The organism is Desulfatitalea alkaliphila, assembly GCF_022968795.1.
Taxonomy (GTDB): domain Bacteria; phylum Desulfobacterota; class Desulfobacteria; order Desulfobacterales; family Desulfosarcinaceae; genus Desulfatitalea; species Desulfatitalea alkaliphila.
The window spans coordinates 303,043-323,712 of sequence record NZ_JALJRB010000002.1 but is presented as its reverse complement, the minus strand read 5'-3'; the positions used below and the strand labels follow the sequence as shown (position 1 = coordinate 323,712).

Below are 20,670 nucleotides of genomic sequence, written 5' to 3'. Positions count from 1 at the left end.
CGCCAGAAGTAATGCTCCAAATCTTTCAGTGAGGGAATATTCCATTCCATAAGATCCTCCGATGAGATAGCAGATATATGAGAATTGCAAAAATCGTTTTTATTGGTCACGGATGACGAACACAGGCAGTGGCGGATCCCGGAAGGAGGCGAGGTGAAACCTCGGCGCAAGGGAGGCCTTCCCGTCGCTTTCCGGCCCGACCGGCTTGCCGCATATCGATCAGATGCCCAGCTTGCCTGGGTTCATGATGTCGTTTGGATCGAGCATCTGTTTGATGCGCTTCATCAGTTCCAGATAACCCGGGTGTGCGCGTTTATTGATTTCGATCGCGAAATCCACCGGAGGTTTGTAGGGGATGCCGCCGTTGTCCAAATCTACTTTGAGACATTCCACAATAGCCTTCCGGGCGTTCTCCGTCTCTTCCTGGCTCTGCTTGTTGAAAGGAATCATGGCGCGCAGCATGCCGTAGTGGACGCCGCGATACATGCTCATGCGGACCGAAGGGGAAAGATTGTGCTCGATCAGGATACGTTTCCACTCATTGTACACCGGCGCCCACTTGTTGGCGGGGGTGAAGGTGCCCGGCCAGGAGATGCCGGCGCCGGCCATTTTGCAGTAGTTCTTGGTGGATCCGACGATCTGGCTGGGAAGCTGGGTTCTGGCCCGCAGGGCCTCCTCGGGATATTCGGTTACTTTTAATGAGGTGCCCTTTTTCTGCTCTTCGTCGACGACCATCTGCCATATCTCTTCCCTGGCCTCCTTCTCTTTTTCGGTAAAGGAGTTGGTGTTGGCGAAGCTGAACATTTCCGGCACATCATCCGGCTTCGGACGATAGGGGTAGGGAATCGGCACCTGCGCCAGCCACCATGAAACGGCCGTCAAGTCGTCGCAGATCTCGTAATAGGCGAGGTTGTGCATGTAGGAATACATGTCTTCCACGTTGTCGCAGGAGACGGTGAAGACTTTCAATACCGGCGGAATGGGATGGACCGTCAGGCCCAGCTTGGTCACAACCCCGGTACTGCCCAGCCAACCCTTGAACAAACCATCCATTTTCGGCAAGGGAAGGGTACTGTGCCAGGCGTCGTCGACAATGGCGCAGGAGCCCACGCGCACCAATTCCCCGGTCGGGAGCACAACCTCCATGCTGGTGATTTCCTGGCTGTTGAGCCCGTATCGGGCGTTGAGCCCCCCGATGCCATGGGATATGGCGCATGACGAGACGGATGCGGAAGGCGGTCCCACCGGCCAACCGAAACGCAGGTTGTGCTTGTGAAGTGCTTCGGCCAGCATCCCATGGGACACCCCCGGTTCGACGACGGCGTAGTGGGATTCGGGATCGATTTTGACGATTTTGTTCATGCGCTTTAAATCCAGCAGAATACCGCCGCGCTCCGGAATACACAATCCGCCGATGTTGGTGCCGGCTGTGTAGGGGATCACCGGTATTTTTTCGGCATTGGCAAAACGCATGATTTGCTGAATCTGCTCGACGGTCTCGGCCATCACCACGTAGTCCGGCAGCTTGGGTGTCACAAACGACATGTCATAAGAATAGGCATATCGAATGTGCGTCGCCGCCGTAGCGTACTTCTCGCCCACGATGGCCTGCAGGGCCTTGACCACTCCTTCACTTTCCTTCGATTGTTTGGGCATCTCGGACACGATCGGCCTCCTTTTATCCCGCAAGCGGGATTGGCATGATATAACGCCTCCTTTAGAGGAGAACCGTTGTCGCGAGTTGTGTGTCAACCGATCTAACGAACAGCGGCGGTATCCTTTTCAGGAGACGACTCTTTTTCGTCGTCCACCGGATCCGAGACCGAAATGAAGGGGGAATCGGCATCGCAGTAGGCGACCAGCTCTTTGTCCACGCTAATAATGTGGTTGCGCATTTCTTCCAGCGCAGTTTCGGCATCTTTCTTGCGGAAGGCGTCCACGATACGTTGGTGACTGTCGAAGACACTTATTGAAAAGCGCGAATCCAACTCCAGTTGCAGTTTGAGATTCACGATGGCGTTTTTGAGGGAATCAATGACGAAAATAATCAGGCGGTTGTTTGAAATGGTGGCGATGCGGTGGTGAAATTCGCTGTCCAGCTTGTAGTAGAACTCGCCACTGTCCAGTTCCCGGCTTGTTTGCTCAAGGTTTTCGTTGAAGAACGCCAGATCCTCGTCGGTGCTGTGGATCGCGGCTAGCGCGGCCATCTGGGGCTCTATCAACAGGCGCAGCTGGGTGAACTCATGAATGGCGGGGTTTTGGAAAAAAATGTAGTTGAACAAGCTGTTGCGCGCCGTTTCCAGATCCACTTCCCGAATGAAGACGCCGCCTGAAACGCCCTGCAATACCTCCACCAATCCCAGGGCCTCCAGGGACCGGATGGCCTCGCGTAAAGAGGCTTTGCTGACGTTGAAACTGATGGCCAGTTCTTTTTCGCTGGGCAGCCGGTCGCCCGGCTTGAGGTCGCCGGCCAGAATGGCGTTGCGGATCTGTTTTACGATATTGTGTGAAAGGCGATGGGTCTTGGCGCTTTTAAACATCTGTCCGTTCTCTAATTTCGCTTTGATGTAAATGAGGGCGCAATTTAGTATTTATGAGTTTCTCATGACACATTCCGCCGGCCAGTGCAAGAAAAAATTTAAACATTAAAATATCTGATATATGAATATTTTTTTATTGACATTTATTCAGTCCATGAACTAAGCCGTCCAATGGAAGGATACAAAGGGCATTGCCGACCATGCGGTTTGCAAGGCCGACAGGAATGGGGGTCCATATCCAGGTCCGAAACCATCATTGCGATCCGGTTCACCGGATGAGTTGGGGGTCCGAAAATGGCGATTCAAATCGATGCACTGAAATGTATTGGATGCATGGCTTGCGAAATGGCCTGCGGCTATCACAGGGATGACGGCTTCGCTTTGTTGTCGGCCTGCATTGTCACCTATCGCACCAGGGAAAAGAAGGACTATTTCGGCGTTTTGCTCAAGCGCGAAGAGGATTTGCTGATCGCCCGCCCCGAGGGCACCGAGATCAAGCGGATCGGCGTTGAAGAAGAGACCGACTCGTCCCAGGAAGCGGATGCTTCGGCAAAGCCGATGCTTTTGCGGGAAGCATGCGATTTGTGCAAGGACATGGATCTCGGGCCGATGTGTGTCCGGTTCTGTCCCGTGGATGCCATCACCAACGTTGAATGATTCAAAGTCGGACGGCAGATATCATAAGGAGCGGAACATGGAATATTTGTCAGGCGGAAAAATTGTGGTTGTCGATTTGGGCACATCGGAAATTGTCGAAGAGACCCTGGAGGAATCCCTGGTCGAGGAAAAAATCGGCGGCGCCGCAATTACGCGTCACTTGGCGGAGGCGCATGCCGACGGGAATCCTATCGTTATCGGCACCGGCCTCTTGACCGGCACTTTGTATCCAGCCACCTGCGGCGGCATCATCACCGCTAAAAGCCCGGTCACCGGAAAGTTGTGCCACTGTCCTGTCACGTTGAAGGTCGCTCTTGAAATCCAGTTCGCCGGATTCGATTACATTGTTCTCAAGGGCGTCTCCGCCAAGCCGGTGTTTCTATGGGTCCATGACGGCATCGCGGATATTTCGGATGCCGCGGATGTGTGGGGCAAGGACACCTGGACGACCACGGACGCATGGCGCAAGAACATGGGCGACGATCTGATCCAGACGATGGTCATCGGCAAAGCCGGCGAGGAAAAAAGCGATTGCGCCCAGGTGTGTCTCAATTACTGGGCCAGCGGGGATCGATTCGGATTCGGCAAGCTTTTCGGCATGAAAAACCTCAAGGGGCTGGCTTTCCGCGGCATGGGCCTGTTGGAAATCGCGGATGCCGAAGAGTTCATCGAGCTGTCGTTGGATATGCTCGAGGATCTCAAGGAATCCGCCTTCGTGGGCAAGCAAGGCATCGGCGACCTTTGTGCCGCGATCGGCGAGCAGGGCGCCAAGGAGTGGCTGGCCCCCATCGTCCATCGGCACAGCGCTTGCTACAACACCCCATACCCTAGCAACACCTTTGTCTATATTGATGAGGACCCGCAAAGAGTGACGGAACCGGAGCAGGCCGAACCCGGCTTTCTGGTAACCGATCTTTACGGTCTGCTCGGTTTTTACAAGCTGAATTTGAGCGCCAAGGATGCCTGCGGTCTCATGCGGGAATGCGCCCGGCTTGGATTGGACGCCGCTACCGTGGCGGAGTGGTGTGCCGCCAACGGCAAGCAAGCCGCCGGCGACATTCAGGCCGCCTTGCCGGGCATCAGCAGCCAGGCCACCATTTCCGGACGCGGCATTTTCTCGCCATGGTGTCCGCGGCAACCCATTTGGGGCGCATTTGAGGCCGCCGCTCAGGATGGCGAGCAGTGGTGGGAACGCCGCATGGCGGTCGCCGCTGTTTTCGGCATCCACCCTTTGATGGCGGTCATGGCACCGGAGTTGAGCGAGGCGGATCTGCTGGAAACCGCCACCGTCGGTACGGGGATCACGTTCAACCAGGAACGTTTGAATGGCGTGATCGACTATCTATTGGCCGACTGAGCACAAAGTGCATGATGGGTTACGATGAATATGCCGCTTTGAATCAGCGGCTGATGCAAGGGCAACGGTGGTATATTTCGGGCCGTCCCGGGACGGAGCGCATCAGCCGGTATCGGTCCGATGAAAGTCGGCTTTTGTACTACCCGCGCATCGGCGTCTACACGGGTTCCGGTGCTTCGCACTCCTGGCTCTGGGTCGCGGAAATGCTCGATCGGATGGGGTTTCACGACGTCGCCTTCCTGGATGCGGCCGGCGTTCAAAACGGGCTCCTGGAGGGCATGGATGTACTGATGGTCTCCGGTGGCGATACCTTTGCGGCGGCGAACGCCCTGGGGCCTGCGGGGGCCCTGGCCATTGCGCATTTCGTCAGCCGGGGCGGGCTGTACATCGGGGCTTGCGCCGGCGCCTACCTGGTCATGAACTCTTCCAAGCCGGGTTTGGCGGATTTCAATTTTACCGCCGTAAAAATCACCAATCTGAGCAAATCGCTGCCGGCCTGTTTCCAGATGCCGCACAAGTTTTCCACCTCCTATGGGTGCGACTACATCTTTCATCCCGTGCGGGAGACCGTTCGGCTGAGAATCGATGGGCATCTCCCCTTTGCACCGGACGAGGAGTTGGATGCACCTCTTTACGGCGGCGCCGGCATGCTGGCGTCAAGGGACGTTCAGGTATTGGCGTGCTATCATGCTTTTACTCCCGACACCGCGTTTCTTGTCGATCCGGGTCTGGCAAGCGAAACCCTTCTGGGAACCGCGGCCGCTTTGCGCTCACCAATGGGTAACGGCTGGTTTTACTTGTTTGGCCCCCATTTTGAACATCCGCGTTACCCTGCGGCCAATGCTTTTCTGGCCGACGCCATTTTCTGGGACAGCCAACCCAACAGCGCCGGTCGCCACACCGCCGAGGCACCGCCCTTGGCCAGCGAGGCGGAGAGCCGACGTTTGCTCAAAGACATCAAGCGCGAGGTCAGCAACGCGCGCATTTGCGCCGGTGGGATGGAGATGCTGCCCATCGGGTGGCTGATCGGGGCCAAATACTATGAGCCGGAAAAGATCCGGTACTTTCTGGAAGCGATATGGCACCGATTGCAGCGCCTTGAAAAAGGCGGACGGGTAAGGTGCAGCGATGAACAGGCGCAACGACTGCGTCGTTTTTCCATCGCTACCACAGAGCGGGTGCGCCAATTGAAGCAGAACATCGAAAGCACTGAAGGTACGCGGGATTTGGCTGAATCGCTCTTCTCGCTGCTGCAGTGCTACGCCGTCACTTTTCTGGAACTCTATTTTCAGACACTCAGCAACCCAACATTCAACAGTCGGAGTTGACTTTGGATCGCCAACGTATTTCCAGTATTTTGCAGCAAACGCTTGTTTGTGGTTTGTTGGCGGCGGCTGTAGCCCTGACCGCTCTCCTATTGCCGGGGTTCGCAGCAGGGCAACCGAATCGCGCGGTAACGTCGGACAGTGGCTGGTTCGTTGACATGAACCGCTTCTCGGCCGCTGCCCATTCAGGTTTCAAATGTGAAGATTGCCACGGTACGATGATTGAAAGCGGCCGCGCCCACCCCGATCCAGAAGGTCCCGGCTTCTTGAAAACGCCGGCGATCTCTTCCTACGATTATGGCCGCTGCCAGAAATGTCATCAGGTATCTTATGACCGCTACATGGCCGGCGGCCACGCACGCGCCAGGAGTGATGAGGCGGACGGGACGCAGCGCGCGCCGGCGGTTTGGCCGCCGGCGTTGTATGCGGCGCCGACCTGCGGCGCCTGTCATTCCTCCCATTACGATCCTTCCGGCCTGTCGCGGGTTGAAAGCGGCCGGCGCATGATCGTGGTTTGCAGTCAATGTCATCCGGCCCATGGCGCCAGTTATCGGGACAATATTCACGGACGGCTGGCAGCGGATCTGAAAACGGCATCCGCCGCCTACTGCACAGACTGCCATGGTGCCCATACCACCGCCTCGCTACGTGACCCGGAAACGGCCTTGGCAGCCTGTCGCCGCTGTCATTCCGATGCGGGCCCCGAGTATGCCAATATCGTGATTCATGCTTCGGCCGATCATTTGAAACCGGAAGACAATGACAAGAACACCGCCATACGCTGGATCGAACGGGTACGGCTGGCGGCCGTGATCGTGGTTGCTTTGTCCCTGGTGTTCTTTTTCGGACACAGCATTTTATGGATACTGCGCGAGCTGCATGAAAAATTGAGGAAGCATTGATATGCAAGAGCATCACCCTTCGGAAACGTCCGTCATTCGTTTTTCGGTGTTGCACCGTTTTCTGCACCTCGTGGTGATGGTCGGCTTCACCGGGCTGGCGGCCACCGGATTGTCGCTGGCCTTCAGTGCTTCTTGGCCGGCGCGGGCTTTCATGTGGCTGATGGGCGGTTCGGCCGGCGCCGCCTGGGTACACCGTGCCTGCGCTGTGATCACATATGCGACGGTGGTGATCCACGGCCTGTGGTTTCTCTATTACAAATGGGTACTGCGGGGCCGCCTCACAGGGCCGCACTCCATTCTCCCCAGCTTGAAGGACTTGAAGGATCTGCGTCACAATGTCGGCTATTTCCTCGGTACGCGTCCGCAAGCGCCACAATTCGACAAATTCTCCTATATGGAAAAGATCGATTACTGGGCGGTTTTTATCGGAATGAACACCATGGGGATCACCGGGCTGCTGTTATGGTTCCCTGAATTTTTCACCCTGTGGCTGCCGGGCTTTTTCATCAACCTGGCCCAGGTGCTCCATTTTTATGAAGCCCTGTTGGCCATTGTAATCAAATTCTTCATCCACATCGGCATGGCCCATTTGCGGCCTGCCGTTTATCCTGCCGACATGTCCATTTTCACCGGCAGAGCGACGGCGGCACACAGCGGATCGAATCCATCGATGAAACCTGAACAATAGCGAGGGATCTCTAATTCCATGAGTGGAAAAGCCTGGACAGGATTGGGAATCATAGCCGTGACGGCACTTATGCTGTTTGCCGCCATCGACAAGCCCATGGTCAGTGAGATGCAAGGGGCCGCCGGCGCCCGGGAACTGGTTTGCCTGGACTGCCACCGGCGGCCGAATGTCAATACCAATGAGGGCGTTGCCACATCGAGAGCATTTTGTTTCTCCTGCCACGCCACGCCGGAAAGCAGTACGCGCAACCTCGACGACCGCAACATTTCCCTGCAGGTCGAGGCGGCCTCTTTCCAGAACTCGCCCCATCGGTTCGTCGCCTGCGTCCAGTGCCACACCGATGTGGCGCGTTCACCCCACCGGACCGACATGGGCGCCCAATGCCGTGACTGCCACACCGTCCACGGCGAAGGCACCGCCAGTGCCCCCCACTTGCGGGTCGACTGCCAGGCTTGCCACTTCACCCATGAGGCGGTCATGCAGGATGGCGATACCGATCGCATCCGGCTTGCCGCCATCGATGGCGCCGGCGAGATGCCTCCGCTTACCGGAAGGGTTGATCATGCACTGCAGGATACGACCGACCCGGAGACCTGCCGTCGCTGCCACCATGACCAGAACGCGGTCGGGGCGCCGGCTGCGGTTTTACCGGCCAAAAGCCTGCTGTGTGTCGCTTGTCACCCGGCCTCCTGGTCGCTGAACCATCCATTGTTCATGCTGGCGGCGCTGGCCCTGCTGGTAGGGCTATTGCTCATGGTTCGTTTCTGGTTTGTCGGCAGCGTGAAAGGCGAGGACGAATCGTTGCACCAGAAAATCGGTTTGACGTCGGAAGCTGTCTGGAACACCTTGTTCTCACGCAAAGTTCTGATTGTTTTAAAAACGTTGTTGCTGGACATCTTTTTGCAGCGCCGCATTCTAAAAGAGAGCGTACAGCGCTGGTCCATGCACGCTTTGATCTTTGTCGCCATCGTCGTTCGCTTTTTGCTGAGCGTTTTCACCGGCGTTTTGTTCAGTCTGAACCCCGATGGGGACCTGGCCCTGGCGCTGATCGACAAGAATCACCCGTTCACCGCCTTCTTTTATGACCTCTCCGGCCTGATGATCTTGTTGGGCATTGCATGGGCCGCCGTTCAGCGCTTTGTGGTCAAGCCACCCCACGTGCTCACCGAAATCAAGGACAACATCGCCTTGGGTCTGATCGGATTACTGGTGGTGCTGGGATTCGTGGCGGCCGGCGCCCGCATTGCGATGACCGGGATTGCGCCCGAGGTGGCGGTCCACTCTTTTATCGGCTACCCGTTGTCCAGATTGATGGATTTGCTGCCCTTGGACTGGCGCATCGTTTATCCATGGCTGTGGTACGCCCATGCTGTCGTCGGCCTCGCCTTCATCGCCAGTCTGCCTTACGGCAAACTTAAACACGTGATCAATGTGCCTTTAACCTATCTGCTGGAAGAGGTCGATGGTACTGACAAATCCAAGCGGGTATAGTCTTGCCGCCGCCAATGCCGGGACAGTGGCAGGCGGTGACAAACCACTAACAAATCGATGATATGAATCGGTATCCAATAGGCGAACCAATGAGCAAAGACAACCCGACCGATCCCCGGAACGAACCCGGCACCGCGCCAGGCGAAAACCTGGAGTTGCCGCTCAAGCACCTCAATATGCGGCAGCTCATCGCGCTGGATGCCTGCACCCGCTGCGGCGAGTGTCTGACCTGGTGCCCGGTGTATGACCAGGATGCCAAGGAAGCCATTCTGCCCCGGGCGAAAGTCGCTGAATTTCTCAAGATCGCCAGAGCGCAACACGGCTTGCTGGCGGGCATCATCAAAAGCAAGAAGGTGAGCCCTACGCTGCGCCGCTGGTTGACGCGCATCTCCAATTACCGCGCCATTGGACGCGCGGAAATCGAAACCTTTGTCAACAACCTTTATGAATGCTCCACCTGCGGTCAATGCGAAGTGGTCTGCCCGGCCCACATTGAAACGGTCAACTTGTGGGAAGAACTGCGCCGCATCATGGTGGAAGCCGGTTACGGTCCGCTGGAAGCCCAGAAGGGACTGGCCAAAAGCGTCAAGTCCTTTGACAATCCGTGGCAACAGCCGCGCGCCGGTCGCACCAAATGGGCGCGCCGCGCCATCAAGGACGGACTGTTGCAGGCCATGCCGCGTGAGATTCGCAAAACCGGCGGCAAAGTACTGCTCTTTTTCGGCTGTACGGCTGCTTATGATGTCAATGTGAAGCAGGTGGCGATCAACAGTATCAATATCCTGGAAGCCCTTGATATCGATTACGGTATTTTGGGAAGCGAGGAAAAGTGCTGCGCCAGCGTGTTGCTGCGTATGGGAGATCCGGAACATAAAAGAGTCTTTAAGGAAAACATCGACATCTTCAACAGCCTGGGCATCGAGACCCTGATCAGTTCCTGCTCGGGGTGTTTTAAAACCATTTTGCAGGATTATCCCAAGGTGGCTCCCCTGAATTTCGAAGTGCTCCACACGGTGGAGTACCTGACGCGGCTGTTGCAGAAGGGCCAACTGCATTTTAAGCACCGGGTGGAGCGCACCGTCACCTATCACGACCCCTGTCACCTGGGCCGGGCCACCGGTGGTTTCGACGCGCCTCGCATGATCATGGAGGCCATCCCCGGTCTCAAACTGGTGGAAATGCCGCGCAATCGTGAATACTCGCGCTGCTGCGGCGCCGGAGGCGGCCTCAAGGCCGGCTATCCCGATATTCAGAATCGCATGGCCCAAAGGCGCATCAAAGAAGCCGAGGAGACGGGCGCCGGCCAGTTGGTGTCCTGCTGTCCTTTTTGCTTTCAGGGGTTGAACATCGGGATTACGGCCATGGGGTCCCAGCTGGTGATGAAGGATATCAGCAGCCTGGTGGCGGAATCGCTTCTGGGTTATGATGTGTTCGAGAAGGCGGCAGGGGCTGCAGGCGGTTCGGCACAACAACAGGCGTCGAATGCCCCGGCCGCAAACGCTGCGTCGAGCCCCTCCCTTGAAGTCGCACCGGCAGCGGTTTCCGCATCGCAAGACACTGGCGCTGCGCCATCGCCAGCCGACCCGGATGACCGATCTGGAAAAGAAGCCGCACGCGCGGCGCGGCGTGCGGCGCGGCGCGGCACTACCGCACCCGCTCCGGCGTCACTTGCAACGCCCCAATCGGATGCATTGGCGGCACCCGCGAAGGAATCCGTGCAGGCGGCACCGACGGCACCGAGCCAGCCGCCCGCAGATGATGAAAAGGAGCGCCGGCGGGCGGAAAAACGTGCCGCACGTCGCCAGAAAGCGGCGGAAAACCCTGCTCCTGAGGGTGCGGGGGTGACGATCAAGGCACCGACGCCGGCCCCTGAGCCGGTACCGGAGGCAACATCGGCGCCCTCGAACGGCGAAAAGATGTCGGTGGCCGACGGCGACACCTCCGATAAGGAGGCGAAACGGGCAGCGCGCCGGGCGGCTCGCGAAAAGGAGAAAGCTGCCCGTCGTGCAGCCCGAAATGATGCCTGACCATACGCCAACGAGAGTGGAACGCCGAAAATGGCTCCTGTTTACAAATATGCCTACTGGGCCGACGCCCAAACCGTCCAGCATCTGAAAGCGCAGCTGGCCATATGCGGCATGGAGCCGCACGAAGCCCGCAAAGTTGTTTGCAGTCCGCTGGCACGCCACATCAAAATCGGCATCGTCGTGCCGGACACCTGGAGAAAAACCCGATTGTGTCAAAGGCCGTTGTCCTGGTACTGGGATTCACCCATGGCCGGCCGCTATTTGATCGTAAGCGACAAAGGCCTTGATGGCTTCGGGCTGTCCCCCCAAATTCTGCTGCGCAAGACCGGTTTCCGCGCACCGCGGTTACCCGACCGAGGACAACAGCTGCAACTGATCCAAAGATCCAGCTACCGCAATGCCAAGCCGGCCGCCTGGGATGATTTGTCGGCCGAGGATCCATCCCAACAGGAAAAATGGATGCGGATAATGGGTATCAGGGGCCAACGCTTCGATGAACTGTTCATTACACACTGCGCCAACCACGCCAATTTTCTGGAGCCCGCCTATTTCGTCGAATCCAGCGGTGAAATCGTACCCTATTCCATCGGGCAGACCAATCAGGTATGCTCGGCATGTCTGGAGCTGTTCAATGTCATCGGCGCCGCTTATCGGCGCAAGCTCGTCGTGCCTTGTCCGGGGGCTGTGATCTACGCCGGATTGCCGGTCAACCGATATATCGAAGTGGAAACCGTGTCCGATCCGGATGAAAGGATATCGAAGTGATGAAGATATTTCTGATCCTGCTTGCCGCTGTGCTTTTGCCGAACCCGGCGACAGCCTGCGACGGCCATGGCAGCGAAACGGTGCCCTATCTTGCCGCCGCTGAGGCCCGAAAGCATCCGGGCCCGGCCGAAAGCCCGGATAAAGCCGGTCCTCTGCGCATCGCTTATTTGCAAAACGACATTCATCACCTGGCCCTATGGGTCTCATTGGCGCAGGGGTATTTAACCGAAGGCAAAGACGTGGAAATTGCGGGTGTCTTTCGCGCCGGCCCGGAAATCATGTCCGCATTCGCCGCCGGCGCGCTTGACATGGCCTATGTCGGCCTGGCGCCCACGGTGACGGCGGTGGCCAACCAGACGGCCGGCGTGGTCGTGGTCTCGCAGGCCAACGCCGTCGGATCGGCCCTGGTGGTTGGGGTCGATTCGACCATTGGCGCGGTCGGTGACCTGAAAGGGCGCACTGTGGCCATTCCGGGCCATGCCACCGTTCAGGACTTTTTAGTGAAAAGAACTCTTCACGACCATCAGATCGATTTAAAAAGCGTGCAAATGATCGTGCTCAAGCCACCGGAGATGATCACCGCCTTGCGCAGCGGGCAGATCGACGCCTTTATCGCCTGGGAACCCTACCCGTCGCAGGCGGCTGCGCTGAAGGTGGGGCGCAATCTGATCGTTTCCAGGGAAATATGGCCCGATCATCCCTGCTGCGTCGTGGTGGCCTCCAATCGACTGATGGCAGCCCATCTGGAAAAGGTGCGCGCTTTCGTGACGGCCCATAGGCGGGCCACCGATTTCATCCGCCGCAACCCGCAGGAAGCGCTGGCCGTGGCGGTTCAATACACCGGTCTGGATCAGGAAACGGTACGTCAGGCGATGGCCAATGTCGATTTCAATGACCGTTTGAATGTCGCGAGCGCCGCCACCTATGTGGCCTTCTTGTCCGATCTGGGGTATATCCGGATAGCGGACCCGGACGCCTTCATCAAGGCACTGATTCAGCCTGTGACGATTACCGATGATTGATGCACACCTATGACCGCTAAGCGGATGCTGCCGTTGCTGGCGGTTTTATTGGCGTGGCAAGCCATGTCCAGCGCGGGTTTCATTCCGGCCTACAAGCTGCCGTCGCCCCTTGAGGTGTTGCGCGGGCTGCGGGATCTGATCACCCTCGGCATGCCGCCCGGCCACCAGTTGGCCGGACACGCCTATCACAGCCTGCTGCGGGTTTTCTGGGGCTATCTGATCGCAGCCGGGGTGGCCATTCCGCTGGGCATTGTCATGGGATGGTCCCGGATGTTGAATGCCGCACTGGATCCAATTATCGAAATGGTGCGGCCGATCCCACCTCTTGCGTGGATACCCATTGCCATTCTGTGGTTCGGGATCGGCAATCAGTCTGCTGCTTTCATCATTTTTCTGGGCGCCTTTTTTCCGATTCTGCTCAACACCGTCAATGGTGTGCGGACCATCGATCCGATCCTGATCGAAGCAGCGCGCACGCTCAATGCATCACGGCGCTTCATTCTTTTGAAAGTGCTCCTGCCCGGCGCCTTTCCCTCCATTTTCACCGGGTTGCGCATCGGGCTGGGCATCGGCTGGATGACGCTGGTGGCGGCCGAATTCACGGGTGTGCGTCAAGGGTACGGGCTGGGCTACATGATCATGACCGCAAGGGACATTCAACGGCCCGACCAGATTGTGGCCGGAATGGTGGTCATCGGCGCCATCGGTTTTACCATCGACGCAGGGCTGCACCTTTTGGAACGCGTCCTTTTGCGTTGGCGCTAGGATGGACCGAATGGGTACGCACCTGGAACTGCGGGGCCTGACAAAATATTACGCACATGCCGATGGCGAGTTGCCTGTGCTGGCCGACATCGACCTGGACATTGCCCGGGGCCAACTGGTCTCATTGGTCGGCCCCAGCGGATGCGGCAAAACCACTTTGCTGCGCATCATCGCCGGCCTGGAGAGTGCTTCTACCGGCGATTTGCGGTTGGATGGCCAACCTTTGACAGGTTGTGATCCACGGGTGGGACTCGTTTTTCAGGAATTCGCCCTTTTCCCGTGGCGCCGGTTGATCGCCAATATCGACGTCGGATTGGAGATTCAAGGCGTTCCCAAGGCCAGAAGACGCGCTGCCGCCAGAGAATACATCCGCAGTTTCGGTCTGGAAGGATTTGAGAACAAATATCCCAAGGAGCTGTCCGGCGGCATGAAACAGCGGGTGGCCATTGCGCGGACACTGATCGCGAACCCGCGCATCGTCTTGATGGACGAGCCTTTCGGGTCTCTCGACAGCCAATCCCGCAACAACATGCAGAACTTCTTATTGCGGATATGGGCCGAAAGAAGGGACACGATCCTGTTTGTCACCCATAACGTCGATGAGGCGGTCTACTTGAGCGACCGTATCGCCGTCTTCGGTCCAAGGCCTTCACGAATTCTGCAAATTTTCGACGTATCTCTGGATCGGCCGAGGGATCGTACAAGCCCGGAAGCCAACCGCATTCGCCGTGAAATACTCTCCCTGCTCCATCAAACGGAGAGCTGAGAAGAAGTCGAGGGGCGAACACGGTGGCCTCCCCGCGTCAAACCGATCAGGTCGAAGGCGACCGGTCGGAATGCAACCTTCTGGCCAACGCGGCGACCCGCCGCCCGAGATTGGCGACGGTTTGCAGACCGAAGGCATCCTGCTGCACGCCGTCCGGGTGTCCGCTCCATACCGTGCCTCCGTAATGGAAGGTGTTATGGCCATCGCCGACGATGATCATGTCCTGGATCAACATGGCCGCGTGAACCGCGTGGACGGTGGTTTCCTGTCCGCCGTGGCGAAATCCGCCCACCGCGATGGCGCCGCCGATTTTATCGCGGAACAATGCGCCATTGCGCCGCAGGATCACGCAACGGTCCAGAAAGGCCTTGGCTTGGGAAGTCATGGTGCCGAAATAGACCGGCGTCGCCACGATCAGGCCGGCAACGGCGGGATCGGTCAGAAGTGGGAGCAGTTCAACAAAATCGTCCTGTTGACTACATGCAATCTTTTGCGTGCAGGTGCCGCAAGCCAGACAACCCCGGATGTCTTTTCCGGCCAAATCCACCATCACCGGCTCTATGTCGTCGAACTCATTGCGGATGGTTTCAAAACAGGCTTGCAATGCCGTGTGGGTGGTTTGCCCGGAACGGGGGCTGCAGGCAACACCCAAGATTTTGAGCGTCATGTCTTTTCTCCTTTCTTTGGATTGTCCAGTGGCGGCCCCTGTGCCGGTCGGCCAGGAGCCATTGAAACCCTTGTCACCTGAAAAGTCAATTGCCAAGCGGTTTGCAGAGGAGGTTGTATCATGATCGTAATTGAACATTTTTTGGGTCAATCGGTCGAGGTCCCCGATGACCGCCGGTACCACATTCCACAAGGACTTTGGTGCTGCAAACAGGATGCCTTTCTGGTGTTCGGCCTTACGCAGCCGGCCCTGGTGTTGATGGGAGGCATCAAAGATGTCGACTGGCTGCGGCAAGAGGGTGAACCGGTCCAATCCGGCGATTCCGCCATTTTCGCCATAACCGGAAAAATTCTGTATTTGGAAACGCCCATACCCGGGACCGTACACTACCATAAAACTTTAAAAGAACATCTTGATATCCTGGGAAAAGATCCTTATGGCGAAGGATGGTTGTTCAAAATCCGGCCCGTCGGCGACCCCTGGGAAGCTTACCACTCCTTGGCGCTTCCCGAAAAATACCTTGCAAGCCTTCAGGCTTCGGAAGGGTGCAAGAATCCGCAAGGGCTCAAAGGCGGTGTTTCAGGTATATGCAAGGCGGTATACTCCGGCATCGGCCAACAAAAACTAAGCAAGTCATGAAATTGATTTGCTCGCTTCTCTTCAATGAACCCGGGAGTCATTCGTCATGCATCTGCACGCAACATCCTCGGAAGAAGGCAAAACCGCCGTCATCCTGGTGGCTGGATTTCTCGGCGCCGGCAAAACCACCTTGCTCAAAAGAGTCCTCAATTGGCGGACCGACGCCGCCAAAACGGTCGTGCTGGTCAACGAATTCGGAAAGGTGGGGATCGACGGCGACTTGCTTCGAACGTCCGGAACGGACATCGTTGAATTGACCAGCGGTTGCATCTGCTGCACCTTGAGCGCCGATTTGAAGCAGTCGCTGATGCGTCTCTGGGAAGATTTCGAGCCGCATCGGATTTTCATCGAAGCCTCCGGCGTCGCCGACCCAACCACCATTCTGAGCCTTATGAAGGACCCGCAATTGGCCGCCATGATGCATTTGCAAAAAGTGGTCACGGTCCTGGATGCCGATTTCTGGGAAGCCCGTGACCATTTCGGCCCGCTGTTCTACCATCAACTTGAAGCCGCCCATTTGATTCTGCTCAACAAAATCGATCAGGTTGATCCCAGCCGGGTTTCATTGTACCTCAAAGAGATGCATGCCGCCCTTCCCGATTGCCAGGTGGTCCCCACGGTTCACTGCGCCGTGGATGCCGCCACGCTCTTTGCGCCGGTGGAAGACGCAACAGGAAAACCCCTGGCGACCGTCGTCACAGACGGCCAGTTGTTTGAAGCGATTCAACCGGGGCACCTCAGTGAACATGCGCCCACCATGGCAACGGAACATTTCTCGACCTTTTCTTTCGTCAGCTCGAAGGCCATGGACCAGGATCGCTTCCACCATTGGCTCCAAACCCTTCCCCTGGAAGTGTTCCGCATCAAAGGTACGGTTCGCCATCGCGACGGCACCGACTTCATCAATTTCGTCGGCGGGAAGTGGGATCGATATCCATGGAGCGGAGAACAGACGACGCGCCTGGCCTTGATAGCGTGGAACGTCGATGTCGATGCAATCGAGGGGGGTCTCAGGGAGTGCCTTGTTTAACAACACTTGTAGAGCCTGAGCAACCGCTCGTCCATGTCGAAGTAGAACTTCATGAAGGATGAACCGTCCCACCGGGTGCGCACGCCGTGAAGGGTGTCGGCCAGCTCAATGGTGCTGCGCAGGTGGGTGATCATGATCAGCTGCGTATCTGTAGCCACCGCTTTGAGAAAGGCCTGCATGGACTTGTGGTGGCTGTAGTCAAGCGACGGCTCCACTTCATCCAGCAGGAAGAAAGGGTTTTCAAGTTGGCGGAACAGTGCCAGTTTCAAAGCCAGGCTGGCAACCGCCTTTTCACCGCCTGAAAGTTGGTGTGCCTTGCGTGTACGGTTGCCCGGCAGCGTGATCACAAGATCGATACCCCGGCGACCGTTGTGGGATATCAATTTCAGCGCAACGGCGCCATCCGGAACGAGATGCAGCATGTAGCGGCGGAAGGTTTCATCGATGGCGTTCTGCAGTGACGCGTCGAAGCCGGCGGTAGAGGGCAGTTTCAAAAGGGCGCATACCATTTCGAGGCGCTCGTCAGGATCCACCAGCAGCAAGTCGTTGATCCGTTCTTGCCGGACAATGGTTTTCAGGGATTGGTGCAGCCGGTGGGCGGCCAGCGTCTTGCTTACTTGGTCGGGTGAGCAGGCGTGGTCGTCGAGGAAAAATCGGTCCGGACCGTTTCTTTCCAATTCCCGCCGGATATTCAATCCGGGGGTCGCGGCCCCTTTTTCATGCCGAAACCTCAGCTCGACGGAAACCCTTTGCGCCGGAGGGCAATTCTCGCTGCCGGCAAAAAAAAGCTCCTGACGGTCCAAACATCGGAGGCGGCCCAAATCGTTTTCCCCCAAGGCCCACACAATGGCGTCGAGGATATTGGATTTGCCAACCCCGTTGTTGCCGACGATGACGCTGATCCCGGGTTGGAACCCCATCTCCGTTTTGATGGAGAAGGACTTGAACCCTTCTATGATGACATCTTCCAGAAACACTCACTAATCCTTATTCTTAGCTACATAACGCTGTCGGATGGCCGCGATCAGTTCTTCCTGCATGGGAATCAGCGATTCGTAAACCAGCTCGCCATCCAAGGCGATGCTCGGTAGCGATTTGGCTTTCAGCTCCCTGAAACGTTGCACGCCCTGGCGGGTGCGCATGTCCCAGTTGTCGACGGTGATGATCTGCTGAATGTCGTCCGGTAAAACCTTTACCGCTTCCGCCATGTAGACGCAGGCCACTCACTGGTTGAAATCGGTCAGCAAAACATCCACGACAACAGACTTATGCATCATTCACCCCAACTTGCAAAGTGTTGAATAGGCGCTTTTCGGGCCCATCCTGCAGAAGACCGACCGACACTACAGTGCCGTCCGCAATCGGGCCGATGCCGACAATATCTTTTCCACCGACCTGCCAATGCCCCCACCGGTCCGTCTGGGCGAAAAGAATCACATCCGCAGTGAATTGCGGGGTCATCTCCGCCAGGGCGGGAAAAACGGTTTCATCCTGCATGAACAAGGCAAGTCCGGCGATCATGTTGATTTCAAGGGCATATGGGTCGTAATCCGAGTATCCGGGCAGTGTTTGGAGGAAATCGCCATGGAAGGCCAAACATTTCTTGTCCCCCAGTTGAAAAACATAGGCTTGCGGCAATTGCAGCAACCAATCCCGAGATGATGCGGTTATCGGTGAAAAGGCGGATGTCTCCACGCCGCAGGCATAGGCCCAATCGTTGGGGCCTTGGATGGCGTTCACGCCCGATCGCCGCAACGCTTTAATGGTTTCGTCGTTATTTCGGGTGGGGCAGGTGATGTTGCCCAGGCAAACAACCGTTTCGGCGCCAGCCTGGGCCACCGTTTCAAATGCGGACCGAAGTGCCTGTGGATTGCCGCCGACTTCGCCGATGAAACCGATGCGGGATCTGACCGTCGGGTCCTGTGCCAGACGAAACGGGGCGGCGGGGGCCAGGTCGCCCTTTTCAATAGCTCGAAGGGCCTGTGCCAACTGGTCGGCGCACGAGGTGTTGTCTCGGCATGGTATGCCTTCGATCAACGGCATAATGTCTTCGACCGGGCGATCCTGCAGTAAACGGCCCACAAGGGTGGCATTGCCGGGGCAACCACCGCCCACAAATCGCACCCGGGTAAGGGTGTTGCCACTGATCTGAATATGTATTTCCGGGGGGCAGACCCCTTGCGTCTTGTAAATATAACGAAGGGGTTGGCAGCAGTCGGTCATTGGTGTCCCAACAGAGTCCCGGTGGTCCGGCTGAATAGGGCGGCAGCGAGCCGGATTAGTAAAAAACTTCGGTGTAGACGTGCGAATGGGGGTACAAGGTGTCGACGATGTTGGTGACCGATTTGATCATCTTTTGCCATCCGCAAAGATAAAAATCATATTGCCCTGGTTCGATATGTTCTTTTAGGGTATCGACCAGTTTGCGGTGATACCGGTCGCACTGTTCGATGTCGTCGTTCGGCGTATCGCAAATGCAGGGGACATATTTGCGGGCATGGGATTCGAAAAGATCGCGGTAAAAAAGTTCCTTCTCGGAGCGGGCACCCTGCAGCATGGTGAAACCGGCGACTCCGGAACGCACCATTGACACAAACGGCGCGACGCCGGTGTCGGTGGCGATGAAAACGGGTGACCGGGACGAGGGGCTGAAGTTGAAGTACCCGAAGGGGCCGCAGATCCCGATGGATGAACCGATTTCGGCGGTTGATAAATAAGACGCCAACCCTTGGGGGTTGATGATTCTGATGCAAAGTCGCAGACGCCCATCGTCCGGCGCGGATATGGGTGAGTAATAACGTTGATAGGCTTGGTGAGTCAGCCGAATGGCATGGCCCGCCTGCAAGTAAAGATCCGGCGGACGGCGGAGTTCAAGTTCAAATACGTTCGGCAACAGCCACCTGCGATCCATCACTGTGGTCGTTGTGGACGCCGCAAAACTTTGATAGGCAACCTGTTCCCGTCCAGTCACAGCGTTGTCCTCCTGCTGACCGAATCAGCCCTTGTTCATACATCAATAATACCGGCAAGGGGAGGCCGTCAATCGTCCATAAGACGATTTTGTCGAGTCTTGCGGCTTTTGAAGATTGTTGTTTGCGGCACCGTTTCCCAGGGTTACCCGGAAAGCCGCGGCGCCGTCATCTGGGCTTCCAGGGCCGCCATGATGCGGCGGGTGAGCGGGCCGGGTCGGCCGTCGCCCACGGGTGTGTCGTCGATTTGTACCACGGGCACCAGGCCCTTGTTGGTGCCGGTGATGAACACCTCTTGCGCCTTGGGCAGCTCCTTGCGGGGCAGGTCCCGGACTGCCACGGGGCAAATGCCTTGGGCGATGGCCAGCACCACCTTGCGGGTGATGCCCGACAAGATCCCCTTCCCCGGCGTCACCAAGGTGCCGTCGATCAGCGCGAAAAGGTTGCTGGTGGTGCCCTCCAGGGCATTGCCCCGGCGGTCTATGTAAATCGCCTCCACCGCTTCGGCTTCGCGCGCCTTCTGCAAGGCCATGGCCGCCGGCAGGTAGTCGATGCTCTTGGCGTCGGGAATGCGCCGTTCGCTGACCAGGGTGATCACCTTGACCCCCTGGTCGTACCACCAGCGGGGCAGGCGGGGCAGGGGGGTGACCAGCACGATCAGGCGCGGCTTGCCCTGGGGGGTCATGAAATCGGGGCTGGAGCCGCCGGTGACGATGATGCGGATGTTGGCCTCCTCCAGGTCGTTGCGCGCCAGGGTTTCCAGGGCCACCCGGCAGATGTGGTCCGGCGACCAGGGCAGATCGAGCTTGATCGCCTTGGCGGAATCGAAGAGCCGTTGCACGTGTTCCTGTAAAAAGAGGGGCTTGCCGTCGTAGGTGCGCAAGAGGTCGAACACGCCGATGCCGCGCACCACCGCCAGATCGTCCACCGGAATCACCGCCTTTTCGGCGGGCATGAATTGTCCGTCCACATGATAAATCGCCATGGCACCCAATCTCCTGTGGGCACCTCTTTACTCCATTCGGCAAGGATACTCAAGGCAGGGATTGCGAGGTTCGCG

At 57.5% G+C, this 20,670-nt stretch carries 21 protein-coding genes; 13 read left to right on the top strand and 8 right to left on the bottom strand.

The features are described from left to right. Nucleotides 1–219 precede the first annotated feature (219 nt). Both MRX98_RS03375 and MRX98_RS03370 read right to left on the bottom strand, forming a co-directional pair. Entirely contained in the window at nucleotides 220–1,656 is a 1,437-nt protein-coding gene (locus MRX98_RS03375; RefSeq protein ID WP_246903063.1) for an FAD-binding oxidoreductase, read from the bottom strand. Nucleotides 1,657–1,757: 101 nt separating this feature from the next. Further along, nucleotides 1,758–2,540: a FadR/GntR family transcriptional regulator gene (locus MRX98_RS03370; protein ID WP_246902989.1), complete on the bottom strand. Its 783-nt coding sequence runs from the start codon at nucleotides 2,538–2,540 to the stop codon at nucleotides 1,758–1,760. Between the two features lie 294 nt (nucleotides 2,541–2,834). Between MRX98_RS03370 and MRX98_RS03365 the strand changes: the two genes are divergently transcribed. The 11 genes from MRX98_RS03365 to MRX98_RS03315 all read left to right on the top strand — a co-directional run bounded on the left by MRX98_RS03365 (nucleotide 2,835) and on the right by MRX98_RS03315 (nucleotide 14,305). Continuing rightward, nucleotides 2,835–3,197: a 4Fe-4S dicluster domain-containing protein gene (locus MRX98_RS03365; RefSeq protein ID WP_281432166.1), complete on the top strand. Its 363-nt coding sequence runs from the start codon at nucleotides 2,835–2,837 to the stop codon at nucleotides 3,195–3,197. Nucleotides 3,198–3,234: 37 nt separating this feature from the next. Beyond that, nucleotides 3,235–4,554: an aldehyde ferredoxin oxidoreductase N-terminal domain-containing protein gene (locus tag MRX98_RS03360; RefSeq protein ID WP_246902987.1), complete on the top strand. Its 1,320-nt coding sequence runs from the start codon at nucleotides 3,235–3,237 to the stop codon at nucleotides 4,552–4,554. Between the two features lie 11 nt (nucleotides 4,555–4,565). Then, nucleotides 4,566–5,882 carry a BPL-N domain-containing protein gene (locus MRX98_RS03355; RefSeq protein ID WP_246902986.1) on the top strand — a complete coding sequence of 439 codons (1,317 nt, stop codon included), beginning with the start codon at nucleotides 4,566–4,568 and terminating at the stop codon, nucleotides 5,880–5,882. After that, a complete protein-coding gene (locus MRX98_RS03350) occupies nucleotides 5,810–6,781 on the top strand; it encodes a multiheme c-type cytochrome (RefSeq protein ID WP_246902984.1) in 972 nt (323 codons plus the stop codon). The genes MRX98_RS03355 and MRX98_RS03350 overlap by 73 nt, the downstream gene beginning before the upstream one ends. Before the next feature lies 1 nt (nucleotide 6,782). Next, entirely contained in the window at nucleotides 6,783–7,469 is a 687-nt protein-coding gene (locus MRX98_RS03345; protein ID WP_246902982.1) for a formate dehydrogenase subunit gamma, read from the top strand. 57 nt (nucleotides 7,470–7,526) lie between these two features. Further along, nucleotides 7,527–8,960 carry a cytochrome c3 family protein gene (locus MRX98_RS22145; RefSeq protein WP_246902980.1) on the top strand — a complete coding sequence of 478 codons (1,434 nt, stop codon included), beginning with the start codon at nucleotides 7,527–7,529 and terminating at the stop codon, nucleotides 8,958–8,960. 89 nt (nucleotides 8,961–9,049) lie between these two features. Further along, on the top strand, nucleotides 9,050–10,987 hold the full coding sequence (locus MRX98_RS03335) for a (Fe-S)-binding protein (protein WP_246902978.1): 1,938 nt from the start codon (nucleotides 9,050–9,052) through the stop codon (nucleotides 10,985–10,987). 30 nt (nucleotides 10,988–11,017) lie between these two features. Beyond that, nucleotides 11,018–11,752, top strand: a complete 735-nt coding sequence (locus MRX98_RS03330) for a hypothetical protein (protein WP_246902976.1) — start codon at nucleotides 11,018–11,020, stop codon at nucleotides 11,750–11,752. Beyond that, complete coding sequence (locus tag MRX98_RS03325) at nucleotides 11,752–12,774, top strand: ABC transporter substrate-binding protein (RefSeq protein WP_246902974.1); 1,023 nt, start codon at nucleotides 11,752–11,754, stop codon at nucleotides 12,772–12,774. The genes MRX98_RS03330 and MRX98_RS03325 overlap by 1 nt, the downstream gene beginning before the upstream one ends. A 9-nt stretch (nucleotides 12,775–12,783) precedes the next feature. Continuing rightward, entirely contained in the window at nucleotides 12,784–13,539 is a 756-nt protein-coding gene (locus MRX98_RS03320) for an ABC transporter permease (RefSeq protein ID WP_246902972.1), read from the top strand. A 10-nt stretch (nucleotides 13,540–13,549) separates the two neighbouring features. Beyond that, nucleotides 13,550–14,305 carry an ABC transporter ATP-binding protein gene (locus tag MRX98_RS03315; protein ID WP_246902970.1) on the top strand — a complete coding sequence of 252 codons (756 nt, stop codon included), beginning with the start codon at nucleotides 13,550–13,552 and terminating at the stop codon, nucleotides 14,303–14,305. Between the two features lie 46 nt (nucleotides 14,306–14,351). Here MRX98_RS03315 and MRX98_RS03310 read toward each other — a convergent pair whose 3' ends face one another. Further along, complete coding sequence (locus MRX98_RS03310; protein ID WP_246902968.1) at nucleotides 14,352–14,972, bottom strand: flavodoxin family protein; 621 nt, start codon at nucleotides 14,970–14,972, stop codon at nucleotides 14,352–14,354. A gap of 120 nt (nucleotides 14,973–15,092) precedes the next feature. Between MRX98_RS03310 and MRX98_RS03305 the strand changes: the two genes are divergently transcribed. Together MRX98_RS03305 and MRX98_RS03300 are read left to right on the top strand one after the other, a co-directional pair. Beyond that, nucleotides 15,093–15,611, top strand: a complete 519-nt coding sequence (locus MRX98_RS03305) for a GcvH-related protein (RefSeq protein ID WP_246902966.1) — start codon at nucleotides 15,093–15,095, stop codon at nucleotides 15,609–15,611. Between the two features lie 46 nt (nucleotides 15,612–15,657). Beyond that, nucleotides 15,658–16,641, top strand: a complete 984-nt coding sequence (locus tag MRX98_RS03300) for a CobW family GTP-binding protein (RefSeq protein ID WP_246902965.1) — start codon at nucleotides 15,658–15,660, stop codon at nucleotides 16,639–16,641. On the opposite strand, the gene MRX98_RS03295 is transcribed toward MRX98_RS03300, so the two are convergent. The 5 genes from MRX98_RS03295 to MRX98_RS03275 form a co-directional block, all read right to left on the bottom strand. Beyond that, nucleotides 16,638–17,618 (bottom strand): AAA family ATPase, encoded by a 981-nt coding sequence (locus tag MRX98_RS03295; protein WP_246902963.1) that lies wholly within the window; start codon nucleotides 17,616–17,618, stop codon nucleotides 16,638–16,640. The genes MRX98_RS03300 and MRX98_RS03295 overlap by 4 nt on opposite strands. A 3-nt stretch (nucleotides 17,619–17,621) precedes the next feature. Then, entirely contained in the window at nucleotides 17,622–17,849 is a 228-nt protein-coding gene (locus MRX98_RS03290; RefSeq protein ID WP_246902961.1) for a hypothetical protein, read from the bottom strand. A gap of 58 nt (nucleotides 17,850–17,907) precedes the next feature. Then, a complete protein-coding gene (locus tag MRX98_RS03285; protein WP_246902959.1) occupies nucleotides 17,908–18,864 on the bottom strand; it encodes a TIGR03905 family TSCPD domain-containing protein in 957 nt (318 codons plus the stop codon). A 55-nt stretch (nucleotides 18,865–18,919) separates the two neighbouring features. Continuing rightward, entirely contained in the window at nucleotides 18,920–19,534 is a 615-nt protein-coding gene (locus MRX98_RS03280; protein ID WP_246902957.1) for a ferredoxin--NADP reductase, read from the bottom strand. A gap of 221 nt (nucleotides 19,535–19,755) precedes the next feature. Further along, a complete protein-coding gene (locus MRX98_RS03275) occupies nucleotides 19,756–20,595 on the bottom strand; it encodes an aminotransferase class IV (RefSeq protein WP_246902955.1) in 840 nt (279 codons plus the stop codon). Nucleotides 20,596–20,670: the final 75 nt, after the last annotated feature.